The sequence below is a fragment of the Specibacter sp. NPDC078692 genome (assembly GCF_040686835.1).
Lineage (GTDB): Bacteria > Actinomycetota > Actinomycetes > Actinomycetales > Micrococcaceae > Specibacter.
On the sequence record NZ_JBFBLV010000021.1, the window covers coordinates 49,385 to 74,273 of the forward strand.

23 protein-coding genes and 2 tRNA genes are annotated in these 24,889 nt (G+C 60.8%); 7 read left to right on the forward strand and 18 right to left on the reverse strand.

Annotated elements, in window-relative coordinates; all coding sequences use genetic code 11:
- Positions 1 to 55: 55 nt before the first annotated feature.
- From AB0O97_RS14230 to AB0O97_RS14250, 5 genes are all read right to left on the reverse strand, one after another.
- Positions 56 to 1,090, reverse strand: a complete 1,035-nt coding sequence (locus AB0O97_RS14230; RefSeq protein ID WP_363883546.1) for an LCP family protein — start codon at positions 1,088 to 1,090, stop codon at positions 56 to 58.
- Between the two features lie 72 nt (positions 1,091 to 1,162).
- Positions 1,163 to 2,839, reverse strand: coding sequence for a hypothetical protein (locus tag AB0O97_RS14235; protein ID WP_363883548.1), 1,677 nt, complete (start codon positions 2,837 to 2,839; stop codon positions 1,163 to 1,165).
- Between the two features lie 145 nt (positions 2,840 to 2,984).
- Positions 2,985 to 4,154, reverse strand: a complete 1,170-nt coding sequence (locus tag AB0O97_RS14240; protein WP_363883550.1) for a class I SAM-dependent methyltransferase — start codon at positions 4,152 to 4,154, stop codon at positions 2,985 to 2,987.
- A gap of 144 nt (positions 4,155 to 4,298) precedes the next feature.
- Positions 4,299 to 4,847 (reverse strand): hypothetical protein, encoded by a 549-nt coding sequence (locus AB0O97_RS14245; RefSeq protein WP_363883552.1) that lies wholly within the window; start codon positions 4,845 to 4,847, stop codon positions 4,299 to 4,301.
- Positions 4,848 to 4,941: 94 nt separating this feature from the next.
- Positions 4,942 to 5,643, reverse strand: a complete 702-nt coding sequence (locus tag AB0O97_RS14250) for a hypothetical protein (protein ID WP_363883554.1) — start codon at positions 5,641 to 5,643, stop codon at positions 4,942 to 4,944.
- A 446-nt stretch (positions 5,644 to 6,089) separates the two neighbouring features.
- Between AB0O97_RS14250 and AB0O97_RS14255 the strand changes: the two genes are divergently transcribed.
- Entirely contained in the window at positions 6,090 to 6,764 is a 675-nt protein-coding gene (locus AB0O97_RS14255) for a helix-turn-helix domain-containing protein (RefSeq protein ID WP_363883556.1), read from the forward strand.
- A 226-nt stretch (positions 6,765 to 6,990) separates the two neighbouring features.
- Positions 6,991 to 7,515, forward strand: coding sequence for a hypothetical protein (locus AB0O97_RS14260; RefSeq protein ID WP_363883558.1), 525 nt, complete (start codon positions 6,991 to 6,993; stop codon positions 7,513 to 7,515).
- A gap of 189 nt (positions 7,516 to 7,704) precedes the next feature.
- Here AB0O97_RS14260 and AB0O97_RS14265 read toward each other — a convergent pair whose 3' ends face one another.
- The 6 genes from AB0O97_RS14265 to leuC form a co-directional block, all read right to left on the reverse strand.
- Positions 7,705 to 8,838, reverse strand: coding sequence for a D-alanine--D-alanine ligase family protein (locus AB0O97_RS14265; RefSeq protein ID WP_363883560.1), 1,134 nt, complete (start codon positions 8,836 to 8,838; stop codon positions 7,705 to 7,707).
- Between the two features lie 3 nt (positions 8,839 to 8,841).
- Complete coding sequence (locus tag AB0O97_RS14270; RefSeq protein WP_363883562.1) at positions 8,842 to 9,879, reverse strand: NAD(P)H-dependent glycerol-3-phosphate dehydrogenase; 1,038 nt, start codon at positions 9,877 to 9,879, stop codon at positions 8,842 to 8,844.
- A complete protein-coding gene (locus tag AB0O97_RS14275) occupies positions 9,876 to 10,751 on the reverse strand; it encodes a lysophospholipid acyltransferase family protein (RefSeq protein ID WP_363883564.1) in 876 nt (291 codons plus the stop codon). Before AB0O97_RS14275 ends, AB0O97_RS14270 begins: the two co-directional genes overlap by 4 nt.
- A gap of 5 nt (positions 10,752 to 10,756) precedes the next feature.
- Complete coding sequence (murA, locus tag AB0O97_RS14280; RefSeq protein ID WP_363839000.1) at positions 10,757 to 12,094, reverse strand: UDP-N-acetylglucosamine 1-carboxyvinyltransferase; 1,338 nt, start codon at positions 12,092 to 12,094, stop codon at positions 10,757 to 10,759.
- A gap of 664 nt (positions 12,095 to 12,758) precedes the next feature.
- On the reverse strand, positions 12,759 to 13,358 hold the full coding sequence (gene leuD / locus AB0O97_RS14285) for a 3-isopropylmalate dehydratase small subunit (RefSeq protein WP_363883566.1): 600 nt from the start codon (positions 13,356 to 13,358) through the stop codon (positions 12,759 to 12,761).
- Between the two features lie 12 nt (positions 13,359 to 13,370).
- Positions 13,371 to 14,834 (reverse strand): 3-isopropylmalate dehydratase large subunit, encoded by a 1,464-nt coding sequence (leuC, locus tag AB0O97_RS14290; protein WP_363883584.1) that lies wholly within the window; start codon positions 14,832 to 14,834, stop codon positions 13,371 to 13,373.
- Positions 14,835 to 15,130: 296 nt separating this feature from the next.
- Here leuC and AB0O97_RS14295 point away from each other — a divergent pair, with 296 nt between their 5' ends.
- Positions 15,131 to 15,850 carry an IclR family transcriptional regulator gene (locus AB0O97_RS14295; protein ID WP_363883567.1) on the forward strand — a complete coding sequence of 240 codons (720 nt, stop codon included), beginning with the start codon at positions 15,131 to 15,133 and terminating at the stop codon, positions 15,848 to 15,850.
- Positions 15,851 to 16,071: 221 nt separating this feature from the next.
- The gene (locus AB0O97_RS14300) at positions 16,072 to 16,605 is read left to right on the forward strand and encodes a DUF1697 domain-containing protein (protein ID WP_363883569.1); all 534 of its coding nucleotides are present in this window, start codon (positions 16,072 to 16,074) and stop codon (positions 16,603 to 16,605) included.
- 34 nt (positions 16,606 to 16,639) lie between these two features.
- Here AB0O97_RS14300 and AB0O97_RS14305 read toward each other — a convergent pair whose 3' ends face one another.
- From AB0O97_RS14305 to gltX, 7 genes are all read right to left on the reverse strand, one after another.
- The gene (locus tag AB0O97_RS14305) at positions 16,640 to 18,250 is read right to left on the reverse strand and encodes a GTPase (RefSeq protein ID WP_363883571.1); all 1,611 of its coding nucleotides are present in this window, start codon (positions 18,248 to 18,250) and stop codon (positions 16,640 to 16,642) included.
- Positions 18,247 to 19,968, reverse strand: a complete 1,722-nt coding sequence (locus tag AB0O97_RS14310; RefSeq protein ID WP_363839369.1) for a dynamin family protein — start codon at positions 19,966 to 19,968, stop codon at positions 18,247 to 18,249. Before AB0O97_RS14310 ends, AB0O97_RS14305 begins: the two co-directional genes overlap by 4 nt.
- Before the next feature lie 282 nt (positions 19,969 to 20,250).
- Complete coding sequence (locus tag AB0O97_RS14315; RefSeq protein WP_363883573.1) at positions 20,251 to 20,574, reverse strand: DUF4234 domain-containing protein; 324 nt, start codon at positions 20,572 to 20,574, stop codon at positions 20,251 to 20,253.
- A gap of 480 nt (positions 20,575 to 21,054) precedes the next feature.
- Positions 21,055 to 21,127: transfer RNA gene (locus AB0O97_RS14320), tRNA-Glu, on the reverse strand.
- Positions 21,128 to 21,218: 91 nt separating this feature from the next.
- Positions 21,219 to 21,290: transfer RNA gene (locus tag AB0O97_RS14325), tRNA-Gln, on the reverse strand.
- 129 nt (positions 21,291 to 21,419) lie between these two features.
- Positions 21,420 to 22,220 carry an HAD family hydrolase gene (locus AB0O97_RS14330; RefSeq protein WP_363883574.1) on the reverse strand — a complete coding sequence of 267 codons (801 nt, stop codon included), beginning with the start codon at positions 22,218 to 22,220 and terminating at the stop codon, positions 21,420 to 21,422.
- Between the two features lie 5 nt (positions 22,221 to 22,225).
- Positions 22,226 to 23,725: a glutamate--tRNA ligase gene (gltX, locus tag AB0O97_RS14335; RefSeq protein ID WP_363838974.1), complete on the reverse strand. Its 1,500-nt coding sequence runs from the start codon at positions 23,723 to 23,725 to the stop codon at positions 22,226 to 22,228.
- Between gltX and AB0O97_RS14340 the strand changes: the two genes are divergently transcribed.
- The 3 genes from AB0O97_RS14340 to AB0O97_RS14350 are packed head-to-tail and all read left to right on the forward strand — an operon-like array spanning position 23,724 to position 24,735.
- Positions 23,724 to 23,882, forward strand: a complete 159-nt coding sequence (locus AB0O97_RS14340; protein WP_363883576.1) for a hypothetical protein — start codon at positions 23,724 to 23,726, stop codon at positions 23,880 to 23,882. The two genes, gltX and AB0O97_RS14340, sit on opposite strands and share 2 nt — an antisense overlap.
- Before the next feature lie 11 nt (positions 23,883 to 23,893).
- A complete protein-coding gene (locus tag AB0O97_RS14345; protein WP_363883578.1) occupies positions 23,894 to 24,253 on the forward strand; it encodes a metalloregulator ArsR/SmtB family transcription factor in 360 nt (119 codons plus the stop codon).
- Positions 24,250 to 24,735, forward strand: a complete 486-nt coding sequence (locus AB0O97_RS14350) for an SRPBCC domain-containing protein (RefSeq protein WP_363883580.1) — start codon at positions 24,250 to 24,252, stop codon at positions 24,733 to 24,735. The genes AB0O97_RS14345 and AB0O97_RS14350 overlap by 4 nt, the downstream gene beginning before the upstream one ends.
- The last annotated feature ends 154 nt before the right edge of the window (positions 24,736 to 24,889 follow it).

Below are 24,889 nucleotides of genomic sequence, written 5' to 3' on the forward strand. Positions count from 1 at the left end.
AAGGGACCGGGCAAGCGCCCGGTCCCTTTTATTGCATTCAGTTGTTACGTCAGCCCTAGCGCAGACCGTTGTTGTCCATGTGTAGGACCAGTGTGTCCGAGGCGAGGGCATCAGCGATAGCCGCGATGGCGGCGTCGTCCTTGATGACAATTGACTGGCCATCAGCGCTGGTCCCCGTCCCCAAATTGGGAAGCGTGAAGGACAGGACATTGGAGCCGCGGACATCGCGGAGACTCACAGCCATGCTGGCCATCGCTGCTGCATCCAGACCTTCATCAACGGAAACAAAGGGTGAAACCTGGCTCACGAGATCGCTGATCTTGCCAGGGTTAGTCAACGTGGCGGGCGTCAGCGCCGTGTTCATGACCGATTTAAGGAACAGCTGCTGGTTCCGTACTCGCTGGTAATCGCCGTCGCTGAACGCGTAACGCTCACGGACAAACGCCAGCGCCTGATCACCGTTCAAAACCTGCGGGCCGGCATTAAACGTGTGCTGTTTGTTGCCGGTTGTGAATGCCATGGGGACATTTACCTTGACGCCCCCGAGTGAATCGGTGATGGCCTTAAAGCCCTCAAAATCAACAATGGCCACGTGGTCGAGCCGGCTCTTGAACAAACCCTCAAGGGTCTGCACCACCAGAGGGACTCCCCCGTAAGCCATGGCAGCGTTGATCTTGGCTTGACCGTGACCGGGAATGTCTACCCAGGTGTCGCGCATGATGGACATCATGACGATGTTCTTGCCGTCACCCGGGATGTGGACCCACATCATGGTGTCGGAGCGTTGATCGGACGCCTCACCTTCGCTGGCCATGTCCACAGAAGCGGCGCGGCTATCACTACCCAGAACCAGGATGTTCTGGGCTTTTGATGCCGGACCCTCTGTAGCTTTGACGGGCCGCGTGGACTCCTCGGGGAATGCCTGGGCGATCTTCTGAGTCTGGCTGTTGAAGCTGTTAGCCAAGTTAACGACAAAGACCCCACTGACAATGGCTGCCACCACGAACAGGCCTAGGATCACCAGCAGAGTATTGCGCCGGGTTTTCTTGGCCTTGCGGGGACGCAGATCCATCTCAGTTTCATCAATCATGGAGGCCATCCTTACACGTTTAGATGGGAACTCCCCGTGTGACGCTATGCGTCCCCGGGGAAGTCCGTTCCGTCAGTATTTGAAGTTCATGACCGTGACAGTGCCGGCGGTCAACGGGAAGGTCTGCAACTGCTGTCCTGGCTTGAAGTCCATGGGAGCTGGACGTTTGTCATTCGCTCCGGGGGCGGCATCCTGACCGTCGATCTTGCTGGTGTCCTCAGAATCGTAGCTGGTGCCCGTCATCTGGGTCATGGTGGCCGTGGCCGGAATGTTGGGCAGCTTCAGAGTGACTTTAGTTTGCGCCGCAGTCTCCGGGTTGTTCTGGTTGATCAGGACTACTGTGGTGCTGCCATCAGCCTGTTGGAGGGCGTAAGAATAGGCCAGCCCGCCGCCGTCGTTGGTCAATTTCAGGAACTCGCCGCCGCCAATGGTGCCAACCATGGACAAACCAAAGTAGTTGGCACGGCCTTGCATTTCGCCGGTGGGCTTGAGGTACTCACCGTCAAAGCACACGGCGGACATGGGCGGGCCACCTTTGCAGGTGATGAGTGAACTGTGGAAGTCCAGCTGGCTGACGCCAACCTGAGCCGAGCCGAGGGCGTAATCGGCGCTCCACAACGCTGACGCGTGAGTCTTAGTGGTCTCGTTACCGCCAACGCAGGCCGAGATCCCTGTTTCATCAACCCAGATGGGCATGTTGGCAGCATTGCCCGTGGCCACAAAGGTCTTGTGGTAATTGATGGAGCGGTCATGCATGTCGGGGGCAAGAAGGTTAGCCATGGTGGGCTGGTCCGCGGCGAGGCCCGTGGTGCAACCCGTCAGGGGGTAGTTGTGGAAGGTGAGAATCTTGGTCTGCTTGATGTCTAGGTCAACCCAAGCTGAGGCCCAATCCGCAGCATAGGTGCCCGGGCCGGAGATGGGGACGTTCGGGGCCACCTTGTAGATGGCATCAGCGTAGACCTTTGCTTCTTTCCCGAAGTCAGCCGAAGTGTAGCCATTGGGACGGAGCGCATGCGCCAGCACCATATTGGGCGCAAAGCCATTGGGTTCATTACCAATGGTGATGGCCAGTAGGCGCTCGCCAAAGATTTGTGCACCATATTTGGCTAGATCTGCTGCACGGTCCGGATTGTAGTCGCCCAAGTTCACGGACAGGCTGATGTAGGCATCTGCTGCTTCCAGCAATCCATTGACCCGAGTGAAGTCATCGGGACCGACTACTCGAGCAGGGTTAGCTTTGGTTCCGGCATAGCTTGACGGAAGGGCCTCGCCAGTGGACGTCCAGAAGAAGCGACGATCAACCGCGTTGCCGCCGAAGCGCAGAACTGGTTTCCCTAGTCCTTTCAGGGAGGCGACCACGGATTTGTTGTCCCCGCTTAACAGCGGGTCCGCCAAATCGGTGGCTTCGAGTGAAAGTCCGACTTGAGTGGGACTGAGCTTGGTGCCCACTTTGTCTGCGCTGACGGTCACTTTTTGAGGTGCCACTGGCGTCAACGGCGAACCTGCCGGAGGACCAGCCTGCTCGTAAAAATTGGTGACAGGTGCGTAAGTTTTGGCGGGAGTGGGGGCGGCCGTGGGTGCTGCAGAGCTCTCCACCGCAATGGGATCACCTGCGAGCATCGGAGGAACAACAAATGCTGCAACAGCCAATACCGCTACTGTGGCGCCTGCCGAGACAACCCACGCCGCCTTCTTACGAGGTTTCTTCTTTCGTGTGGGCAGCTGAATTTCTTCTGGCGTCTCAGCCATAGGTGTACTCCATAAATCGTGATGGCATACCGGTGGAATCCATCGTCCCCAGCGTAATGTCCACGCAAACGCGTGTCGGCACCCACCGGGCACCAAAGAAATATCTTAGCAGTGGGAGATTTTCTTAAAACCTCTCAGGCGCTCGCTAGCCCTTGACACCTAGTCGCCACAGGGAGGTGATTTCCTTTGATCTGGCATCGAAGAAGGGATCAGTTTTATCCATGGACCGCGGGTGCCTTGCGGGCGTTTCCACGGTGCCTTTAACTTCAAGTCCGCCGGCCGCGATCCAGTCCGTGAGTTCCTCGCGGGAGCGCAGGCCTAGGTGTTCGGCCAGATCCGAGATGATCAACCAGCCCTCTCCACCGGGTTCTAGGTGCTTGGCCAATCCGCTCAGGAAGGCTTTGAGCATGCGGCTCTTGGGGTCATAGACGGCGTTGTCCAGCATGGTGTTGACGGTTCCGGGTAGCCACGGCGGATTGCAGACTACCAGCGGTGCTTTCCCTTCCGGGAACATATTGATTTGAACGGCTTCGACTGTGTCAGCCAGTCCCAGATTTTCCAGGTTCTGCTGTGCGCAGGCAATGGCAGCTGCTTCGCTATCCGTGGCCACAACGTGCTTGACCCCGCGTTTGGCCAGGATGGCTGCCAGTACGCCCGTACCGGTGCCAATATCGAAGGCCAGCTCCGTGGACGGCAGTTCCACGCTGTCCAGCAGTCCCAGATATTCGCTGCGAACGGGCGCGAAGGTGCCGTAGTGCGGGTAAATCACGGCATCGAGTTCTTGGATGAACAATCCATTGCGCCGCCATTCCAAGGCACCAACTGCACCCAGCACATCCTGCAACGGCGCCACAGACGGCTCATCAACGGGGCCTGCGGCGAGCAGCCAGGCCTCTTTCAGATCTGGGGCCCGGCGCAAAGGCACTACCGGCCCGGGAGCCAACGGCACCAACACGCGTCCCAGCATCTTGGCTCGTTGGGTCCGACCCTGGCGGTAGCGGTAGAAGGACTGGGCGACGGATTCGCCGTCGAGCCTTGAAAAGACGGGCAGTCTGCGAGCCATGGCCGAGAGTAGCTGGCGGGCGTTGTGATAGTCACCTTGCCACAGCAAAGCCGTGCCTTGGGCGGCGAGACGGTAGGCGTCGTCGGCCGTCAGAGAGTCATCCACCGCCACCACCTTCTTGGGCATGGCGGCGCCACTGGCACTAATCCACAGCGCCGACTGTTCGGCATCAGGGCGTTCGGTGCCAGACTGTTCGCTGCCACGGGGCATCCAGCGCAGGATGTTCGGCTGCGGCGCAGACTCGGTACTCATGGGGAAGGCTCCTAAAATATCGCCTGCGCCAAGCGTGGTGGTGATTTCTGCTGCAGGACAAGACCAGCGCCCAGTTTATCCCCTGAAAGGGGCAGCGTTCGGTGACTCGGTCCGGCGTCGGGCTTCACTAGTGTTAGCTCCAGCTCAGCTGAGGCCTAGCGCAGCAATGAGCTGGTCCAGCGTTTCAGGCTGTGCAGCGATTTCGATAGTGCCTTCATCCGTTGCGAACGTCATCGCCTGAAGCCCGTAGTCAGGAATGTATTTGCGGTCCTTGCCGCCCACTTTTCGGCGCTCAGGAGAAAAGTTCTGAATGGCGATCGTCGTGTCCCGTCCAAACGGCTCCAGGGTGTCATAGAAGGCTGGCTGGAACTGGATGGAACTGGGGCTGGGGTTTGAACTGGGCGTCGCGATCCCCTGGCTCCAGATGCTGCTCAGTGAACCGGGCCGCGAGTCAGGGTAGCGGAGGTAGACCATCATTTGGCCTTGGTCCTGGAGACTGAGTGTGGCGTTTCTTCTGCGCCGTATTTGGGTGAGCGCAATGAGCCAATAGAACAGGGTCCACACGAACGCGGTGAACAGGGCATACTTCAGGTCCCGTCCGGCTACGATCCAAATCCCGGTGCCAACCGCAAAGAAGAGCACGTATCCCATGGCTAGTGCCTGATAGGGATGGACTCGGATCCATTCCTTCATGGAGTGTCACTTCCTTAGGTGTTCACTTTTCCTACTGTAGGAGCAGAGCAGCACCCAGTGTAGCGGCGGGTTTATCCGCTTGATCAGCCGCTGATCATCCGCTGAAGGAGGCCAGCATTTTTTGGAGGGCCGTAAATTCGCTGCCTTTGGTGTATCCTTTAGCGGCTTCCATCGAATCAAAATCACGCAAGGTTGCGAAACTGACTTGTCTAGACGTTTCACTCCCGAGGTAACTCGGTACACCCGTTTCCACCGTGACCGTGCTTGTCAACAGCTCTGGCTGCATCTCCTCGGGCGCGTTCGCCGTACCTGCACTGATCGAAACACCCACACGAACATTGTTTGTCCAACCGTTGCGAGCCTGTGCCTGTGGCCGTCCGGACAAATCCATTGCAAGCGTCTGGACCGTAAAGTCCTTGGTTTTTGAAAGCAACTCATGGCCAGGAATGACTGCAAGAATCTGCACCGGTAGGATGTCCGGGGGTTGCCGAAACCCAACGACGTTTAGAACTACCAAGGTTGCCATGCGATCGCCGGCGTGGTTGTTCACTTCCAAACCGTCTGGCTGACCCGGTTGTAAGCCTTCTGGGCCCTCGACCACACTCCACAGATCTGGGTATTCAAAGCTGATCTTTGCCGAATTGAGTGTCCCAGAATATGACTTCAATTGCATGTGGCCGTCGGCACCCGCTGTGTCGACCTTTTGTTCTGATTGGGTTGACTCTGAGGCTGAGACTTCGATGCTGTCCGACTGGGAGGCTGTGGCAGTACAACCCGTGAGCAGCGCGACGAACATGGCAAATGTGGTGACAAGTGCCACCTTGGCCGGAAGCGCTGGCTTGGCGGCGGCAACCGTCCGTGGTTTCGTCCGCCGTGGAGTTTCACTGAAAAGAGCGAGGGGATTCATGGGTTGCTGCCTCTCCGGATAGAGGTGAGAGTCACTGGTGTCAGTGTATGGCTCATTCTGCTCCGCGGTATCAGCGAAGACAAGGTGCCGACGAGGCTCAACTAGAGTGGTCGCGAAGCCCGGCCCACCCTTGGCGCAGCAACTGGAGCTGCGTACGACTTTTCCGGATTCCGTATCACCGACGTCCCGCCTATGTGGACGAGAACTCAGGTAGACCCGCAGGCGAAGAATTAGTTGCGTGGCATCGTCTTCCTCCTCCCAGACTTCTATTCCGATAGCGGAACGATAATGTCAGTTTTCAGCCTCTTTTATTCCGTTGACGGGATAGTAGTGTCATGGAGCGAAGTGTCGCGGAATATGCGCAAGAGGCAGGAATATCGGAACGGCGTGTGCGAAAGTTAGCCGAGTCCGGCCAGATCGCAGCTAGAAAGTACGGCAATTCCTGGGTTATCTCAGAGCCATCAGTCTTGTACGCCTCACACCGGCAGGGTAGCGGCAGACCGCTGCAAGAAGCGGCCGCTTGGGATCTTGCCCTGATGCAAGACGGTTACATATCCTCCTCACAGGGCCGAGCCAGAACTCAGGAGCGAGCCACGCTTCTGAGATCGTTCAGTAGCGAACAGGGCTATGATCCGCAGCTCGAGAAACTGGCAATGCGGTGGCTGCACAAGCGCGCGACAACCAAGTATTTCCGAGCCGTTGCTGGCGACCTGAATGACATACGAAACGACCCGAGGCTTCAGGCCACCGGCGTCTCCCACCCCAAGTCAGGCCTCTTGCAAGCCGAAGAATTCGACGCCTACGTGCTCGGTTCAGACAGCCTTCAAATAATCGACGACTACATGCTCATGGACACAACAAGAACCCGCGCCAATGTCACCTTGCGCCTCATAGACTCCACCAAGCTCCCCCGCGTGATCCCTCGCCTACTCATTGCCGTAGTCCTCCTAGAACGAGGAACAACCAGGGAAGTCTCTGCAGGGAAACAACTTTTGGAGGAATCAATTTGATCCAACTCGGAACCCTCCCCGATGAACGGCAAGCGGCTTGGCAAGCCCTCTTTGAACTGCACGCTGTGTTCCCCGCGATTGGGTGCTTGTTGGCGGCCAGAATGTCTACCTCCACGCGATAGAACGCGGGGCTGCAATCGTCAGACCGACCACTGATGCCGACATAGGCTTGGATCTCCGCGCCAGTCCACACATCCTTAGAGATTTCACGGCGACACTAATTGATATGGGGTTCGTTTCCGCCGGCCAAAGCCCGGACAGACACGAACACCGATGGGTCCGCGGCAGCGCCATCATCGATGTGCTTATCCCCCGTGGCACTGGAGAATGTTCCTCCAGCCGCCCAGGGAGCACAGGATCCACGACCATCGAGGCCCCTGCTATCCAGACCGCTATTGACCGAGCTGAAACTGTGGAAGTTTCTACTCGCGGCAGCAACGGCAACATCAACAGGGCCAACATCGTAGGCGCACTCATCGGAAAAGGCGCAGCCTTGCGAATCTTCCATGACCCTAAAAAGGACCGCCATCTCTCCGATGGCATGACCCTGTTGAGCGTCATCGCCGCCCGAGAACTTCGGCGCGATGACTACCAGCCAGCCGAGCGGGCGCACCTTGCCCTACTGCTCAGCCAGCCCGCGGCAAATATGCGGATCGTGAATTCCTTCGAGGACGGCCAAGCTCATCTGGAACGCTTGCGCCGGGTGGCTGGAAAGTGGAGCGCAACCGACCCAAACGCGAGACTGCTCTAACAGCAATGCCGTTCAATTTCCCGAACAAATTTTGGACTAGGCACTCATGGCAAACGCTCCCCCACTTATGTGAGAGTGCGTTTGGCAGAAGCCCGATTATCCGGGACCTGATGGAGCGTTTGAGAAAAAGGGCCGTTTGGTGATGCGGCGTTGGGGAAAAAGCGCCGTTTGGTGATGCGGCGTTGGGGGTTAGCGGAGGCCTACTTTGCGGGTCAGTGCCAGCTGCAACAACTCATCGATCAGCTCCGGGTAACTCAGACCCGAGGCCTGCCACATCTGCGGGTACATGGAACTGGGCGTAAAGCCGGGCATGGTGTTGATCTCGTTGATGATCAGCTCGCCCGCTTCCGTGTAGAAAAAGTCCACGCGGGAAAGCCCCTCAGCCCCCACGGAGTCGAACGCCACCGCTGCCAGCTCACGGACTCGCTCGATGTCAGCATCGGGCATGTCCGCCGGGCAACTGAGGTTCACGGCATTGCCCTGAACGTACTTCGCTTCGAAATCATAGAAGGCGTGCTCGTCGTTGGCCATGGCAATTTCACCAGGCAAGGAGACGCGCGGGGTTTCACTCCCCCGGCCTTCAAGAACAGCAACTTCAATCTCGCGCCCCACAATGCCAGCCTCGATAACCAGCTTCAGATCGTGCTCGCGAGCCTCGGCAATGGCAGTATCCAGCTCGGCCAGCGAATCCACTTTGGAGATTCCCATGGAGGAGCCAGCACGGGCGGGCTTCACGAACACGGGGAAACCAAGCGCGGCAACGCGTTCGCGCACCTTCGCCGGATCAACACTCCATTCGCGGTCGGTAACGGCAATGTACGGTCCAACCGTCAGCCCTGCCGACTCGAAAACCACCTTCATGAAGTGCTTGTCCATACCCATGGCCGAGGCCAGCACACCGGCGCCAACGTAGCGGGTATCGCTGAGTTCCAGCATTCCCTGCAGGGTGCCGTCTTCGCCCCACGGACCGTGCAACAGCGGGAACACCACGTCCACGGCGCCCAGTTCCTGCGGCAGCTGACCGGCTTCGGACAGTACCAGCTGGTGCCCGCCACCCAGGTGAGCCAGCGAAACAGTCTGCTCCCCCGGAGTAACCTCCGGCAGGGCACCACCCGAAAGAGACCAACCGTCGATGCCTTCAGCAGCCAAAACCCACTGGCCGTTTTTCGCGATACCGATGGGAACTACGCTGTACTTGGTCCTGTCAATGGCGCCCAACACACCGGCGGCGGTCACACAGCTCACGGCATGCTCGCTGGAGCGCCCGCCGAAGAGAATGGCCACACGGATGGGCGCAGTTGTAGCGGGGGAATCGGTAGTCACGCGTTAGTCGCCTTCGGATTTCAATTGGCGGGCCAACAACAGCGGCCCCAGTTCATCGACAGTCAGTTTACCCTCAAGGACGCCCACTACCGCGTTGGTGATGGGCATATCCACCCCCATCTTGGCGGCAAGGTCAGAGACTGCACGCCCCGATTTGATGCCCTCGGCGGTCTGCGTCATGCGGTTATTTACCTCATCGAGGGTGAGTCCCTCGCCCAGCATGCGCCCGGCGGTGTGGTTGCGACTCAGCGAGGACGAACACGTAGCCACGAGGTCACCCAAGCCAGCGAGCCCGGCCATGGTTTCGGCCTTGCCGCCCAGTGCCAGGGCCAGCCGCGTGGTCTCGGCGAGTCCGCGCGTGATGACCGAGGCCTTGGTGTTATCGCCCACCTTTTGGCCCTCACACATGCCCACGCACAGGGCGATCACATTCTTCACGATCCCGCCAATCTCCACGCCCACCACGTCATCGACAGTGTACGGCCGGAAGTACTTGGGCTTGCAAACCTTCGCGACCCACTTGGCCGTATTCTCATCCGCGCAGGCCACCACCGAGGCAGTGGGCTCTTGGCGGGCAATCTCCATGGCCAGGTTAGGCCCGGAGACCACCACCACGCGGTCCTTGCCGATCCCCAGTTCCTGCTCGATGACTTCGGACATGCGCTGGTCCGTGCCCAGTTCCAGCCCCTTCATCAAACTCACGACGACGGCATCCTCGGCTAGGTGCCCGGCCAGCCCACGCAGTTGCTCGCGCAAGGTCTGGGCCGGAACGGCCAGCACCACCAGCTCGGCATCCTTGAGGACCTCTTGGACGTCCGTGGAGGCGGAGATGTTCTTGGGCAGCTCCGTGGTGGAGAGGTAGCGCTGGTTGCGATGGAGGTCATTGATCTGATCAACCACTTCTTGGCGGCGGCCCCAGAGTACGATTCTGCGGTCCGTGCCTGCAGCAGCGTCGCCGAGGATCTTGGCAAAGGTGGTTCCCCAGCTGCCGGCACCCAAAACGGCGATCTTTGTTGGCGCCAAACCATCCACAATGCTCACGTCAGGTCCCCTGTTTCTGTTATGCCGGCGTCGGGCTTGGTGTCTGTGCTGGTTTCTGTGGCCTTGTCGTTGTTGGCGGATCCACGCTCAACGAAGCGGCCATGGCTGGACTGCTGATGCGCGGCGGGATCCCAGCGTACGGCCGGGGCCTTTGTCCCGCGGAGTTCCTCGAGCATCTCGGTGATCGCCACCATGATGATTTCGGTCATGGCCTCGAGCGTGGCCTTATCGCCGGAGCGGCCATGGAATTCACTGAGGTCAATCGGGTCACCAACGACTACCTTGACGCGCTTACGCGGGAAGATTTTGAAGCCCTTGCCGTAGCGGGGAAAGACCTCCTGGGCGCCCCAATGAACCACGGGAATGACCTTGGCACTGGTACCCAGGGCGAGCCTGGCCGCACCGGTGCGGCCCTTCATGGGCCACAATTCTGGATCGCGGGTGAGCGTTCCCTCGGGGTAGATCACTACCGCGCCACCGCCGTCGAGCACGGTCTGTGCGGCAACGAGGGACTTGCCAGCACCGGCACCACTGCGCTCCACGGGAATCTGCTGAGCGCCACGCAGGGCGGTGCCGACCACGGGGATGTTGAACAACCCATCCTTGGCGAGAAAGTGCGGCATGATGTTTTGGTTATACAGCAGATGACCCACCACAATCGGGTCAATTTCTGTGCAGTGGTTAGGCACCACGATGAAGCCCTCGTCCCGGGGCAGCTTCTCCAAGCCGTGCCATTGCTTGCCGATGAGCACATTCATGGCGGGCCGGGCGACCCCTGCCACCAGCGTAAAGAATATTCGCGTCTTGGTGCTCATGCCCTTGGGTTTGTAGGGCCGTTTGTGAGGAGCCTTGCCAGTCTCATCAGCGCTCATGATCTCTAGCCTACGAACTTTGTGGAATCGTGCACGTCGAAGTCAGCGCCGAGTCCCTGCAGCTTGGTGGTAAAACGTTCGTAGCCGCGGCTGATGACGTCAATGCCGGTCACGGTGGAGGTTCCTTCGGCTGCAAGAGCTGCGATCATGTGGCTGAAGCCGCCACGTAGATCGGGGACGTTGATGTTGGCGCCCTTCAGAGGTGTTGATCCTGAAATGACGGCCGAGTGAACAAAGTTGCGCTGCCCAAAGCGGCACGGAATACTGCCCAGGCACTCGCGATGAAGCTGGATGTTGGCGCCCATCCGGGTCAGTGCCTTGGTGAAGCCGAAACGGTTTTCGTACACGGTTTCGTGGACGATTGAGACGCCCTCGGCCTGGGTCAGGGCTACCACGAGTGGCTGCTGCCAGTCAGTCATGAAGCCGGGGTGCACATCGGTTTCTAGAACCAGCGGTTTCAAGGCGCCGCCCTTGTGGAAGAAGCGGATGCCGTCGTCCTGGATGTCCATGCCGCCGCCGATTTTGCGGAAGGTGTTCACGAACGTCATCATGTCGCGCTGGCTAGCGCCTTCAACATAGATGTCGCCGCCGGTGACGAGCGCAGCCGAGGCCCAGGATGCGGATTCGTTGCGGTCCGGCAGGGCGGTGTGATCGTAGCCGGTGAGCTCGGTGACCCCCTCAATGCGAATGGTCCGGTCCGTCTGCACGGAGATGATGGCGCCCATCTTTTGCAAGATGGCGATCAAGTCAATGATCTCCGGCTCAGTGGCGGCACCGGAAAGTTCGGTGATGCCTTCGGCGCGAGTGGCGGAAAGCAGCACCTGTTCGGTGGCACCGACGCTGGGGTACGGCAGGGAAATCTTAGTGCCCTGGAGTCCGTTGGGTGCGGTGATGGAGATGCCGCCGCCGGTCTTTTCAACGATGGCGCCAAACTTGCGCAACACATCCAGGTGGTAATCGATGGGACGGTCACCGATTTTGCAGCCACCCAAGTCAGGGATGAAGGCGTGGCCGATCGAGTGAATCAGCGGTCCGCACAACAGGATCGGAATACGTGAGTCACCGGCGTGAGTGTTAATCTCGGCGCTGGATGCCTTCTTGGCGTTTGAAGGGTCCATGGTCAGATCCCCTGTGACGGGGTCCTTTTCCACCTTGATGCCGTGAATCTGGAGCAGCGAGGTTACGACCTCGACGTCCTTGATTTCGGGTACATTGCGTAGCGTTGAGGGCGAATTGCCCAACAAGGCCGCCACCATCGCCTTAGGTACGAGGTTTTTGGCACCGCGCACCTGTACGCGTCCCTTTAGCGGAACACCGCCACGGACTGTCAGAATTCCGCTCATTGTCACCTAATCCTCTGTTCCATCTTTTTGCCCGTTGGCCTACGGGGTTCTCCCGGGCCCGCCGGGCGCCTCCCGGTACACGCCGGGGCTTCAGTCAAGCATAGTTTCTTCGCTACGGATGCTGAAATGTGCGGGAGCCGTTGTGGCGCATGCCTCGCTGGATGTTGCTTGTGGTGCGGTTGATGTTGCGCCTGTTGGTTTTGTCCCCCGTGATCCGGTTGCTGGGGCCTTTGGTGGTCCTGTTGCTTGTCCGCTTGGCGTTTGCCCCCATGAATGCGGCCACTACGGAGCCCCCGGGCCCTGTGGGGACAGTAAATGCGATTCGCCACCGTTCTGCACGGCTGCCAAGGGACGCGGGGGCAGATAAGACGATTCGCCCCCTGTGGACCTATGGCGGATCACGTGAGCTGCCCCCGGTCGTGAAATATCTACCCCCGACTGCAACGGACAGCCATGAAACCCGGGTCATCCACCCCGGACCGATAAGGAAGCGAGGCTCAGAATCTGCCCCGGGACGCGGACCACCACGCGCTGGCGCAAGGCGAGGGCTGCCCAAGGCGGGCCGGCACACTCTGGGCGAGGTCCCGGCGTCCTATTTCTGCTCAGGCAACGCAAAAGCCGGCCCATCCCGAAGGGGACGGACCGGCTTTTTTGCGGCGGGAAGTTAGAACTTCGCCGGCAGCGTGAGCGGCTTGATCGCCGGGCGCTTAGCCTCGAACGCGGTGATATCCGGTTCGTTGCGCAGCGTCAGACCAATATCGTCGAGGCCTTCCAGCAGGCGCCAACGGGTGTAGTCGTCCACCTGGAACGGGGCCACAACGGTGCCGGCCGTGACCATCTTGGCCACCAGGTCAACGGTTACCTCGGTGCCGGGAGCATTCTCCAGAACCTTCCAAATCAGCTCGATGTCGTCCTGGGCAACCTCAGCGGCCACGAGCCCCTGTTTGCCCGAGTTGCCGCGGAAAATGTCGGCGAAGCGGCTGGAGAGCACGGCCTTGAAGCCGTAGTCCTTCAACGCCCAAACAGCGTGCTCGCGTGAGGAACCCGTGCCGAAATCGGCGCCAGCAACCAGCACCGAACCGGCCGAATACGGCTCCTGGTTCAGGATGAATTCCGGGTTCTTGCGCCAGCTCGAGAACAGCGCGTCCTCGAAGCCGGTGCGCGTGATCCGCTTGAGGTAAACGGCGGGGATGATCTGGTCCGTGTCCACGTTGCTCTGACGCAGCGGGACACCAATACCGGTGTGAGTGGAGAACTTTTCCATGGTGTGAGCTCCTTACGCTACGGTGCTTGCGGCAACAGGTGACAGGTCCGACGGCGAGCTGAGGGTTCCGCGAATAGCGGTCGCAGCTGCCACAACAGGAGAGACGAGGTGGGTCCGGCCACCCTTCCCCTGCCGGCCTTCAAAGTTGCGGTTTGAGGTGGACGCGCAACGCTCGCCCGGTTCCAGCTGATCCGGGTTCATGCCCAGGCACATGGAGCAGCCGGCAAAGCGCCACTCTGCACCGAAGTCCAAAAACACCTTATCGAGGCCTTCAGCTTCAGCTTCCAAACGGACCCGTGCGGAGCCCGGAACCACCAGCATGCGGATGTTCGGGTCCTTTTCTCGGCCGCGGATGATGTCAGCGGCGATGCGCAGATCCTCTATGCGGGAGTTGGTGCAGGAGCCCAGGAACACCGTGTCAACACGGATATCCTTCATGGGCGTACCGGCTTCCAGATCCATATAAGCCAGCGCACGCTCGGCGGCGGCCTTGGCGTTTTCATCGCCAAAGTCCTCCGGGTTCGGAACATTATCGCTGAGCGAAACGCCCTGGCCGGGGTTGGTACCCCAGGTCACGAACGGTTCCAGCGTGTTGGCGTCCAGGAACACCTCAGCGTCAAACTCGGCGTCGTCTTCTGTGGGCAGAGACTTCCAGTACTCAAGGGCGTCTTCCCAGTCCTGGCCAACAGGAGCGTGGGCGCGGCCCTTAAGGTACTCGAAGGTAATCTCATCGGGGGCGATCATGCCAGCACGGGCGCCGGCTTCGATGGACATATTGCACACGGTCATGCGTGCATCCATGGACAGGGCGCGGATGGCCGAGCCGCGGTATTCCAGCACGTAGCCCTGGCCACCGCCGGTACCGATCTTGGCAATCACGGCCAAGATGATGTCCTTGGAGGTGACGCCGGGACGCAGCGTGCCTTCAACGTTGATGGCCATGGTCTTGAACGGCTTCAGCGGCAACGTCTGGGTCGCCATGACATGCTCCACCTCGGAGGTGCCGATGCCGAACGCCAACGCGCCGACGGCGCCGTGGGTTGAGGTGTGGGAGTCGCCGCACACAACCGTCATGCCCGGCTGAGTCAGACCCAGCTGCGGGCCAACGACGTGAACGATGCCCTGTTCGGCGTCGCCCAGCGAGTGCAGGCGTACACCAAACTCGGCGCAGTTATTGCGCAGCGTCTGGATCTGGGTGCGGCTGGTGAGGTCAGCGATCGGCTTATCAATGGCCAGCGTGGGAGTGTTGTGATCCTCCGTGGCGATGGTCAGATCGGGGCGGCGCAGCGGCCGGCCCGCCAAGCGCAAGCCTTCGAAGGCCTGCGGCGAGGTGACTTCGTGGATCAGGTGAAGGTCGATGTAGAGAAGGTCGGGCTGGGCAGCGTCGCCCTCGCCGTCGCCTTGCTTGACAACATGGTCGCGCCACACTTTTTCTGCCAGCGTCTTTGCAGCCCTGCGCGGGGCAGACGGTGCCACTTCTACTGTGTCTACTGCGTGGGGAGTGATTGACTCGCTCACAGCAGCTCCCTTCACTTGTTGAAACTCTTGTTTGAATCACTTGTTGAATCATTGGCTCAGCCACTGGTTAAACCACTGGTTAATTCACCGGCTATTCCACCGGCGAAGCCGTACCCCCAGCGGCCCCTTCGCCTAGTATGGAAGGGAACTTCCGGTGGATTCCTTGCTTGTATACCTCTACTGTTCCAGCCCCATCCGGGCGGAAGCCAATTCTTCGATTGGCATCTCACATAATGAGACCGTAATATCATTACATGGACAATTCTAGTGGCGTTGGCGTCATCGACAAAGCGGCTCTTGTGCTTGATGCATTGGAAGCCGGCCCCACCACCTTGGCTCAGCTTGTTGCGGCCACCGGTTTAGCACGGCCTACAGTGCACCGGTTGGCACTAGCCTTGGTACATCACAGGCTCGTTAGCCGCGATATGCAGGGACGCTTTGTGCTCGGCAGCAGGCTCGTTGAGCTGGCCTCGGCCGCTGGCGAGGACCGGCTCATTGCCGCCGCCGGCCCCGTACTTCTGCAATTGCGTGACTCCACCGGTGAGAGCGCTCAAATTTTCCGCCGCCAGGGCGATTCCCGCGTCTGCGTGGCATCGGCCGAACGCCCCATCGGTCTGCGCGACACCATTCCCGTAGGCACACAGCTGACCATGAAGGCCGGTTCCGCCGCACAGGTCCTGCTGGCTTGGGAAGACCACGAACGGCTTTTGGAGGGTTTGCACAACGCCCGCTTCACACCCACCGTTTTGGCTGGCGTGCGACGCCGCGGATGGGGCCAGTCCCTCGGCGAACGTGAACCCGGAGTCGCCTCGGTATCAGCTCCGGTGCGTGGGCCCTCCGGCCGCGTCATTGCCGCCGTTTCCATCTCCGGCCCCATCGAGCGCCTCACCCGTCAGCCCGGCCGCCTGCACGCAGAAATTGTGTGCAACGCGTCCCGGATCCTGACCGAGGCACTGCGCAAGAGCTCTTCCTAGCCACATTTAGCCAGGCCTGGCTGGGTTGGCCCGCGACGCCTGCGTTCCATTACCTTCAAACGGTGCGCCACTCTTGGAGTGGCACACCGTTTGGCGTTAACCATACGCAGCTTCAGGGTTTCACCGACCGGCACTGCCGCACCCGGCTCCGCCTCACCCGCCGGCACCGCCACTGCTACCTCACCTGCCGGCAGTCCCCCACCGTCAGGTAGTGTTTGCGCATGAGCAAATATGCTGTGTTCCTTCGCGGGATCAACGTCGGCGGCATCAAGATGAAAATGGCCGAACTCCGCACAGCACTGTCCACCCTCCCCATCTCCAAAGTCAGAACACTGCTGGCCTCGGGAAACATTGTCTGCACGGCCGAAGTCTCCGCCCCTGAGATGAAAACCATGGTGGAGACCCTCCTGCGCGAACGCTTCGGATACGACGCTTGGGTAGTTGTCATCGACCAGCCCACACTGGAATCCATCATCGCCGCCTGCCCCTACCCAGCCGACGACGCGTCCACCCACAGTTACGTCACGCTCTCCTCAGACCCCGCCACCCTTGACGATCTGGCGCGGCAAGGTGGCGCGATTCCCGGCGTCGAACTTACCAGGCTCAGCCCCGAGGCCCTCGCCTGGACAGCTCCCGCCGGGGGTACGTTGGATAGCCCGTTCAGTAAACTCTCGGCCAAGCCACGCTATAAAAGTACGACGACGACCCGCAACGTGCGCACCCTCGTGAAGTGCCGCGAAACGATGGTTGGGTGACGGCGCCACCGGACGCCCCAAACAGCCCCAGGGTTCAGCGGGTCTCGGCCAGAGCCTCTCGGAATGCGCGGAAATGGGCAATCTCGGCCTCGGTGGGATCCACCACGAGCGTCTCCCCCGTGGCAGCAACACTCTCACGCAGCCGCCGCCTGGCTAGCGAAGCCCTGCCGCTGGCCCCAGCAGCCGCCAGGAACTTCGAGGTGATGGCAAGGAAAATGCCCAGCACCACGCCAGCGAGCACCATCAACGTGGGCAGCGGCCAGCCTTCCACCTTGGGCACCTCGGGAACAGGCATTTGGAAGTAGGCCAGCGCGGCGAGCACACCCAACCACACCAGACCGCCCACGGCCACAAGTAGTGCCAGCCACTGAATTACGGAGAACACCGGCCACCACCAAGCGCGGGTGTTGGCTTTCAGATCGGTGCCAGCCACGGCCTGATCCAAAGCGTCGGGCAACTCGGCACGATTGCTGCGCGCGGCGGCCCGGATGGAGGCACGCCACGGACCAGATGAGCCGGCGCTGGCGGCATCGGCAAAGTCGCGGACGCTGGAATCCAGCTGCGCCAACTCGGCAGCCCCGGCCGCTGGCAGCGAGGTCCGGTTCACCTCAGAAGTGCCCTCGCGGCGCAGACTCAAACGGCGCAGCGGGTCCTTGCGGAAGCGAGAAATCCAGCGAGTTACCGGCCATCCCGTCCGCTTGGTGGCATCCAACTTGTAGGAAGTGCGCACCGCAGACACAACGTTCTCTACGTGGGCGGCGTTGGCCAGCCCGGCAGCCAGCGCCTTACGGTCCTGTTGGTGCACGCCGGCCGCTTCGCCTTCACCTGATGCTTCGGCCAGACGTTGGGCGGCCACGGAAACATCAGCGGCAAGCCGTGCAGACTTGGCGGCCTTGGCCTTCACCACGGTGGCGATCCGAGTACGCAGCTCCGGCACGCCCTGGCCCGTCAAGGCCGAGACGCCGGAGATTTTCACGTTGGAAAGTCCGTCGCGGTCCAGGATAGCAGCCAGCGATTCCAACACAGGCTTGACCTCGGCGGAATCCAGCTTGTCGATCTGATTCAGGACCACCAGGGTTACGTCGGCGTGAGTGGAGAAGGCCCGGATGAAATCGTTGTGAATGGCGGCATCGGCGTACTTTTGCGGATCCAAGACCCACACCAGCACATCCACCTGCCCGGCCAACCGTTCCACAATGGCTCTGTTACTCAACTGCACCGAATCGAAATCCGGCAAATCCAGCAGGACCAACCCGCCGGCGTCGTCCATCAGGCCGGGAACTGGCTTACCCTCGCGCCGATCGGCGATCTCCAGCCAGTCCAACAGTGGCGCGCTGCCCTCCATGCCCCAGATCATGGCGAGCGGCTCGCTGGTGGTGGGCCGGCGCACGGCAACCCGGGCGGCATCCGCGCCAGAGACGGCGTTGAACAGCGAGGACTTCCCACTTCCGGTAGCCCCGAAGAAGCCCACCACCGTGTGATCGGCGCTGAGCGAACGGCGTGAAGTGGCGCGTTCAAGGACGCCGTAGACGTTCTCCAGGGCGGCGTCATCGAGCCGCCCTTCGCCCAATTCGCGAGCTTGGTTAAGTGCGGCGAGTTTGCGATCCAGCGTCGATTCGGTGCGACTTTCGCGGTGCCGACTCATGCCTTGCTCCCTTGCGTACCGAGCTTTCCGAGCTGCTTGGCGAGTTCCGACAGGCGTTTCGAATCAGCTTGCGCAGGAGCGAGCCTGTCCAGAAAACGCTGTTGCTGACCTTCCAAAAGACCTGCGCAACGCTTCTCGAGTGCCGCTTTGGCCTCCTTGGCCAGCCGGCGCACGGCATCCTCGCCGAAGATTGCTTCCAGCAATTTTTGACCCACGACGGCGGTGCCTCCGGCGATGCCCACCTCGGCTCCCGTCAGTCCCCCCGTGAAGGAAAAGACCACGACCATGAGGATGACCCCGAGACCGTTGACGCCGAAGGAAAGCCAGCGTGCTTGGGAGCGTTTGGAGGCGCCTTCGGAGCGGATGAGCGCCAGCACTTCACCTTGCCAGGCCCTGATTTCAGCGGCAACTTGGTCCGGGAAATCTGCGGTGACGCCTGAGAGGTCATCGAGTCCGAGTAGCTGGCGGCCGGCGGGATCTGCCCGCCAGCGCTGATCTGCATCCTCTGCCGCTCGTGCGGCCTGATCCAGGATGACTGCCTGCAACCCGGTTTCAATGGCTGTTTCAACCTTGACCGCTGGTGGCGGCTGGCCCTTGAAGAACGCGCCAATCCTGTCGCGGAAGCGGCCAATGTTGCTTTCCAACGCTCGGAAGAATTCGCCGGTTCCCACGAAGTCCTGCCAGCGGGCCAGGACTTCTCCGCGCAGGAGGGTACCGTCACTGGTGGACTGGGCGATCCTCGTCGCAGCGTCCGCGAAGGCAGCCCGGACGTCTTCGCCCAACTGGCTTCCGGCGTCGTGCTGGTCTTGGACAGCTTGGGACAACATGGTGAGGCGCTCGGAAAGGGAACGCACGGTGCCGTTGAGCGTGCGGCGGACGATCTCCGCGCGGCCGGTGGCATCCTCGCTGATGTTGGCCAGCCAAGCGTTGATGGGCTGGACAGACTCGGGCGGGAGCATGCCGAGCTCGTTCAGGGTGGCCTCGGGAACTACGAATAATTGCGCACCGGCCAGCCCCTCGCGGTTCAGCATGGCGTGGAGATCGTCTGCAACTTCCTGCTCGGCGCCGGCTGGGACACGGTCCAAGATGATGGCCACGGTGATGTCACGCGAGGCGGCGTCCAGGAGGAGTTTCCACGGCACGGCGTCGGCGTAGCGGTTGGCGGTGGTGACGAAGAGCCAGAGATCCGCCGCTGCCAGCAGCTGCCCGGCAAGCTGGCGGTTGTCATCGGAAATTGAGTCCACATCGGGTGCATCCAGGAGAGCCACGCCTTGGGGCACGGCTTGATCGGCAACGAGGACCAGAGACGTCATGGCGCCCGCGTCTGGGGACGCGCCGGCGCGGGAGGCCGGGGTGTTCGCCTTGACCAGCTCACCGTGCACCCTGCTTAAGGTGGGCAGCACCCGGTTGGAGGTGAACCAGTCAGCATCCTGCGGGTGGTGGAGCAAGATTGGCTGGCGCGTGGTGGGGCGAATGGCACCGGATCGAGTAACAGGGTGGCCCACCAAGGCGTTGACGAGCGTCGACTTTCCTGCACCGGTGGAGCCGCCCACCACGGCCAACAGCGGAGCATCCAGACTGCGCCAACGCGGCAGGATGTAGTCATCTAGCTGGCCGAGGGCATTGGCTGCCGTGGTGCGGGCTTCCTGCGCGCCGGGCAGCGCAAGGGGCAACTGCAGTGCGGCCAGTTCAGCACGGGCACTTTCGAGCAGCTCAATGGCTGCCTCTTGCTCCGCCGCGCCGGCGCCGTTGCCAGCGCCATGGCCGGCACTGGTGCTGCCGGGGTAGTTTCCGGAGTAACTCGAATCGGTGGGGTTCACAAGCCTTATCATGCCAGCCCGGCGCCTAGTTTCTGCACATTGGCCGTGTTCCGGTACAGAATTGTTGTGCCGGGGGTTGTATCAGTGGGGGCGAGGCCTAGGTGCCACGTTTCCCGGTACGACAATGCCCCCGCACCTGAGCGTCGGGGGCATTGTGGTGATGGAGGTGTGCTGTTGGGCCTAGTACACGGCCTCCAGCTGCGTTCCGCCGCCAACAGCGGAAGTATTCAGGCTGCTCTGTGCTACGGCAGCGCCAATGGGGCCCAGGAGCAACAAAAGCCAGAACACGGCGTGCCTGCTCATTCCTGATACTCCCTCCACACCAACCGCGAATCGCCACATCCACCAGATGTCCGCAATCGGCACTAGCAGCAGCCATGCGGTGGGGATGCCAGCGCCACGAGCATTCATTTCGATCTTGGTCTTGACGTACCAAACAATCGAGTAAATACCGAAGGTCATGAAGGGAAGAAGTAAGGGTGCGGCAGGACTGCGACGTTTCATGGGGATCCCTTGATCGGGCAAAGCCGGTGTGGCGGGAACAATCAGAGGACATTCTAGGCACGTGTGCGCAGCAGCCCAGCAAATAAGTCCTCACAGCATCCGCCATATTTCGCCGGGACAGTGCCTGGGTCCCGCACCTCGACTTTGAAACAGCAGCAAATGCGATCTACACCCCCACCGCCGATTCGACATCGCAGATATGGCGATGAATCCGCGATTTTTACCGCATCAGCTGCAGTTTGGAACCGGACGCTAGTGGCACGGGATCTCGAATTTTGGCCGCTCACCCCCTCACTCGAGTCCCCAGATATGGCCCGTTTAATCGCATTTTCGGCGCCAGATGTGGCGACCCGAAGATGGCGATCGTGGAAGCCACTGACACGCCCGGGCCATACACACATTTTGGCCGCTAACCCGCAGCTGGGCCCCAAAAGGGCACAGCAAAAAGGCCGGAAACCCGTAGGTTTCCGGCCTTGCTTGTGACCCCAGCGGGATTCGAACCCGCGTTACCGCCGTGAGAGGGCAGCGTACTAGGCCGCTATACGATGGGGCCCTAATACATCCGTTTTTTGCTACCGAACTTCAAGAATAATACTTGAAGATCTACTCGCATGCCAACCGAAAAGCAGCTTATCTAATAAGCGCTGGGATACCAGGACTCGAACCTAGAATGTCGGTACCAGAAACCGATGTGTTGCCAATTACACCATATCCCAATGGCTACGTTCTGCCGTGAAATCCGCAGGTTTCCCCGGTCTTTCTGCGGCCCTCGCGCCGGGATAAAACTATACCCGAGAGTTTCCGGATCGCCAAAACGAAAAGGGTCTTTTAGCGTGAGGCCTGCGTCACATCAGCCGTGCAGGCGCCGGGAGCCCCAGCATCACTCCAACTTCAGCCAGAGTCAGCACCTCTTGGATACCATCCAGAACATCAGAGCCAACTCCAAGCGCTCCGGGAGCCGGCACAGAATCCCTGTTCAACCACACACTGGACAGGCCAGCACAGACAGCACCAACGCCGTCGAGCATGAAGTTGTCCCCCACATAGAGGGTCTCTTCCGGCACAGTGCCCAGCTGACGGCACCCTTCCAGGAAAATCGCGGGGTTCGGCTTCGCCACTCCTACAGTGTCGATGCCAACCAGAACAGCAATGCGTGCCAAGCCTGCCTGGTCCAGCTTGGCGCGCTGGTAGTCGTGCACGTTGTTGCTGACAGCGCCGCAAGGGATCCCAGCGGCGTCCAGAGCGTCGAGTAGCGGCACCACATCGGCAAACGCGCGGATGGAGCGTGGCTGGGCCGCTTCAAAGTCCGCGATCCACTGCGCTTCGGTGTCAGCTGAAAAGTCCACGCCCAGTTTGTCGAAGACCACCCTGGCACGCAGACCACGCTGCTGGTGGAACGTGAATTCGCCGGCGACGTAGCGATCGTAGTAGCGCTGCGGATCAGCCATATACAATGCCGAAAAGTCATCCCACCCCGCGTCAGTGCAACCGGGTAACAAGGCTGAGGAGGCAAGCACCATGGCGTCCTTCATGGCCGCCACAAAGTCTACGAGGGTTTCATCGATATCAAACAAAACACCGCTGACCCGCCCAACAAAAGGGGCGGGGTCAATGGTGTTCTTGTTGTAGGAAGCACTAAGCGTCAAAGCGTTTAGCCTTTGAACGAGCGCAGGCGGGTCAGCGAGGATTCCTTGCCCAGGATCACCATGGACTCGAAGAGCGGCGGTGAAATCTTACGCCCGGACAGTGCCGTGCGGACGGGGCCGAAGGCGAAGCGTGGCTTGATGCCAAGGCCCTCAACCAGTGCGGACTTCAGCGCGGTCTGGATGGACTCGGCATCCCAGCCCGGAAGCGCCTCCAGAGCTGCCAGGGCAGCATCCAGAACCTCAGTCAGGTTCTCCGGCATGCCCTTGAGGGAATCCTCGGCGACGTCAACGGCGTCGTCCTTCTTGAAAAGGAAGGCAATCATCTCAGGAGCCTCGCCCAGCAAGGTGATGCGCTCCTGGACCAACGGGGCGGCCTCGGTAAGGATTTCCTCCTCGCGCGGTGTCAAAACATCCCCCACCAGACCGGCAGCCTGCAGGTACGGAACCAAGCGGTTGCGGAAGTCAGTTGCTTCGAGCATGCGCACGTGCGTGCCGTTGATGGCCTCGGCCTTCTTGATGTCGAAGCGTGCCGGGTTGCCCAGAACATCGTGGATATCGAACTTCTCCACGAGCGTCTCCACGGTGAAGATGTCCTCATCGGCAGAGAGCGACCAGCCCAACAGCGACAGGTAGTTCAGCAGGCCCTCGGGGATGAACCCGCGGTCACGGTGCAAGAACAGGCTCGACTCGGGATCGCGCTTGGAAAGTTTCTTGTTGCCGGCGCCCATGACGTAGGGCAGGTGGCCGAACAGCGGCATGTACGCAGCAACGCCCACCGCGTACAGGGCCTCATACAAGGCAACCTGGCGGGGCGTGGAGGAGAGCAAATCTTCGCCGCGCAACACGTGAGTGACGCCCATCAGGGCATCATCGACGGGGTTCACCAGCGTGTACAACGGCGCACCGTTGGGGCGGACAATTGCGTAGTCCGGGACTGATCCTGCCTTAAAGGTGATCTCGCCCCGGACCAAGTCGTTGAACGTGATGTCGCGGTCCGGCATACGCAAGCGCAGCGCCGGTTGGCGACCCTCGGCCTTGAAAACAGCAATCTGCTCGGCGGTGAGGTCACGGTCAAAGTTGTCGTATCCAAGCTTAACGTCCCGGCCGGCAGCCTTGTGACGATCCTCCACCTCTTCGGGTGTGGAATAGGACTCATAGGCGTGCCCGCCGGCAACCAGCTTGGCGATGACGTCCGTGTAGATGTCACCGCGCTGCGACTGGCGGTACGGCTCGTGCGGGCCACCAACTTCAACACCTTCATCCCAGGTGATGCCGAGCCACTTCAGGGCGTCGAGCAGCTGGAGGTAGCTTTCCTCGCTGTCACGCTTGGCATCGGTGTCTTCGATGCGGAAGATCATCTTGCCGCCGGTGTGGCGGGCGTAGGCCCAGTTGAACAGGGCCGTGCGGATCAGCCCAACGTGGGGCGTTCCCGTGGGCGACGGGCAGAAGCGCACCCGGACAGGAGTTTCGGCGGTGACAAGGGGGATTAAGGCAGCGTTAGTCATGATGAAACCCAGTTTAGCCGCCCTGTCGATGCTTGCCCGCATTGGCTCCCCAGTTTCGAGCACGACGCCGGCCCTCCCCACCTTGGGTGCCACGGCGCCCGCCGCCTTGGGTGGTGTGCCCGAAAAAGACCTTGACGCGGTTTTTCCGCGGGAGTAATCTGCAACCAAATGGTTGTAGATCAGCTCAGTGAAGAAACCGTCGACCGCCTGTTCCAGGCCCTCTCGGATGCCACCCGGCGCGATATTGTCCGGCGTGTTTCCGGTGCCTCGCTTTCAGTGTCCAGCCTCGCCGCGTTTTACGCCATGAGTTTCGCCGCGGTCCAAAAGCATGTGGCCGTACTGGAACGCGCCTCCCTGGTCACCAAGGAAAAGCGCGGACGCGAGCAGCTGGTCCAGGCCAATCCGGACGGTTTAGCACTGGCCCAGCAGCTGCTCGATGAATACGAAGCGATCTGGCGGCAGCGCGCCGCGCGGATCACCAACATCCTGATGGAAGATCCCAAATCTCACGCGAAGGAAATGTCATGACCGTCACCAGCTCCATCAAAAGCCCAGAGGCACTCACCCTCGCCATCACGGCAGAGTTCACGGCCGCCGTCGAACGCGTCTGGCAGATCTGGGAGGACCCGCGCCAGCTGGAGCGCTGGTGGGGCCCGCCGAACTATCCGGCAACCTTTGAGGCCTACGACTTCCAGCCCGGCGGGCTGGCCAGTTACTTCATGACCAGCCCCGACGGCACGAAGCCGCGCGGCTGGTGGAAGTTCACAGCCATCACAGCGCCCTCCCTGCTTGAGCTCGACGACGGTTTTGCCGACGACAACGGCGATCCCATCACCGACATGGGGACTGCGCACATGGTCGTCTCCCTGGCGGAGCTGGACGGGCGCACCTTGATGACCATCACCACCACGTTCGAAAGCACCGAGCAGATGGAGCAGATGGTGGCCATGGGCATGGAAGAAGGCATGCGCGATGCCATGGGCCAGATCGACGCCATCCTCACGGAATAGCAGCCTTCACGCGAGCGTGACGGCGGCTGGCATCTCGCAGGCCTTTTTAGACAAAAGGGACGGCGCTTGCGGGAAAAGACGGTTGTCTACCGCCGTCTTCTGCGTCAAGACGACGCGGCCCACTGCCGTTGTGTTCCCACTAAGGACCGTGAAG

Coding starts and splice junctions, on each gene's coding strand:
- AB0O97_RS14230 (WP_363883546.1), bottom strand. CDS start 1,090: ATGATTGATGAAACTGAGATGGATCTGCGTCCCCGCAAGGCCAAGAAA.
- AB0O97_RS14235 (WP_363883548.1), bottom strand. CDS start 2,839: ATGGCTGAGACGCCAGAAGAAATTCAGCTGCCCACACGAAAGAAGAAA.
- AB0O97_RS14240 (WP_363883550.1), bottom strand. CDS start 4,154: ATGAGTACCGAGTCTGCGCCGCAGCCGAACATCCTGCGCTGGATGCCC.
- AB0O97_RS14245 (WP_363883552.1), bottom strand. CDS start 4,847: ATGAAGGAATGGATCCGAGTCCATCCCTATCAGGCACTAGCCATGGGA.
- AB0O97_RS14250 (WP_363883554.1), bottom strand. CDS start 5,643: ATGTTCGTCGCGCTGCTCACGGGTTGTACTGCCACAGCCTCCCAGTCG.
- AB0O97_RS14255 (WP_363883556.1), top strand. CDS start 6,090: ATGGAGCGAAGTGTCGCGGAATATGCGCAAGAGGCAGGAATATCGGAA.
- AB0O97_RS14260 (WP_363883558.1), top strand. CDS start 6,991: ATGGGGTTCGTTTCCGCCGGCCAAAGCCCGGACAGACACGAACACCGA.
- AB0O97_RS14275 (WP_363883564.1), bottom strand. CDS start 10,751: ATGAGCGCTGATGAGACTGGCAAGGCTCCTCACAAACGGCCCTACAAA.
- murA (WP_363839000.1), bottom strand. CDS start 12,094: ATGAGCGGAATTCTGACAGTCCGTGGCGGTGTTCCGCTAAAGGGACGC.
- leuD (WP_363883566.1), bottom strand. CDS start 13,358: ATGGAAAAGTTCTCCACTCACACCGGTATTGGTGTCCCGCTGCGTCAG.
- AB0O97_RS14295 (WP_363883567.1), top strand. CDS start 15,131: ATGGACAATTCTAGTGGCGTTGGCGTCATCGACAAAGCGGCTCTTGTG.
- AB0O97_RS14300 (WP_363883569.1), top strand. CDS start 16,072: ATGAGCAAATATGCTGTGTTCCTTCGCGGGATCAACGTCGGCGGCATC.
- AB0O97_RS14305 (WP_363883571.1), bottom strand. CDS start 18,250: ATGAGTCGGCACCGCGAAAGTCGCACCGAATCGACGCTGGATCGCAAA.
- AB0O97_RS14315 (WP_363883573.1), bottom strand. CDS start 20,574: ATGAAACGTCGCAGTCCTGCCGCACCCTTACTTCTTCCCTTCATGACC.
- AB0O97_RS14340 (WP_363883576.1), top strand. CDS start 23,724: ATGATGAAACCCAGTTTAGCCGCCCTGTCGATGCTTGCCCGCATTGGC.
- gltX (WP_363838974.1), bottom strand. CDS start 23,725: ATGACTAACGCTGCCTTAATCCCCCTTGTCACCGCCGAAACTCCTGTC.
- AB0O97_RS14345 (WP_363883578.1), top strand. CDS start 23,894: ATGGTTGTAGATCAGCTCAGTGAAGAAACCGTCGACCGCCTGTTCCAG.
- AB0O97_RS14350 (WP_363883580.1), top strand. CDS start 24,250: ATGACCGTCACCAGCTCCATCAAAAGCCCAGAGGCACTCACCCTCGCC.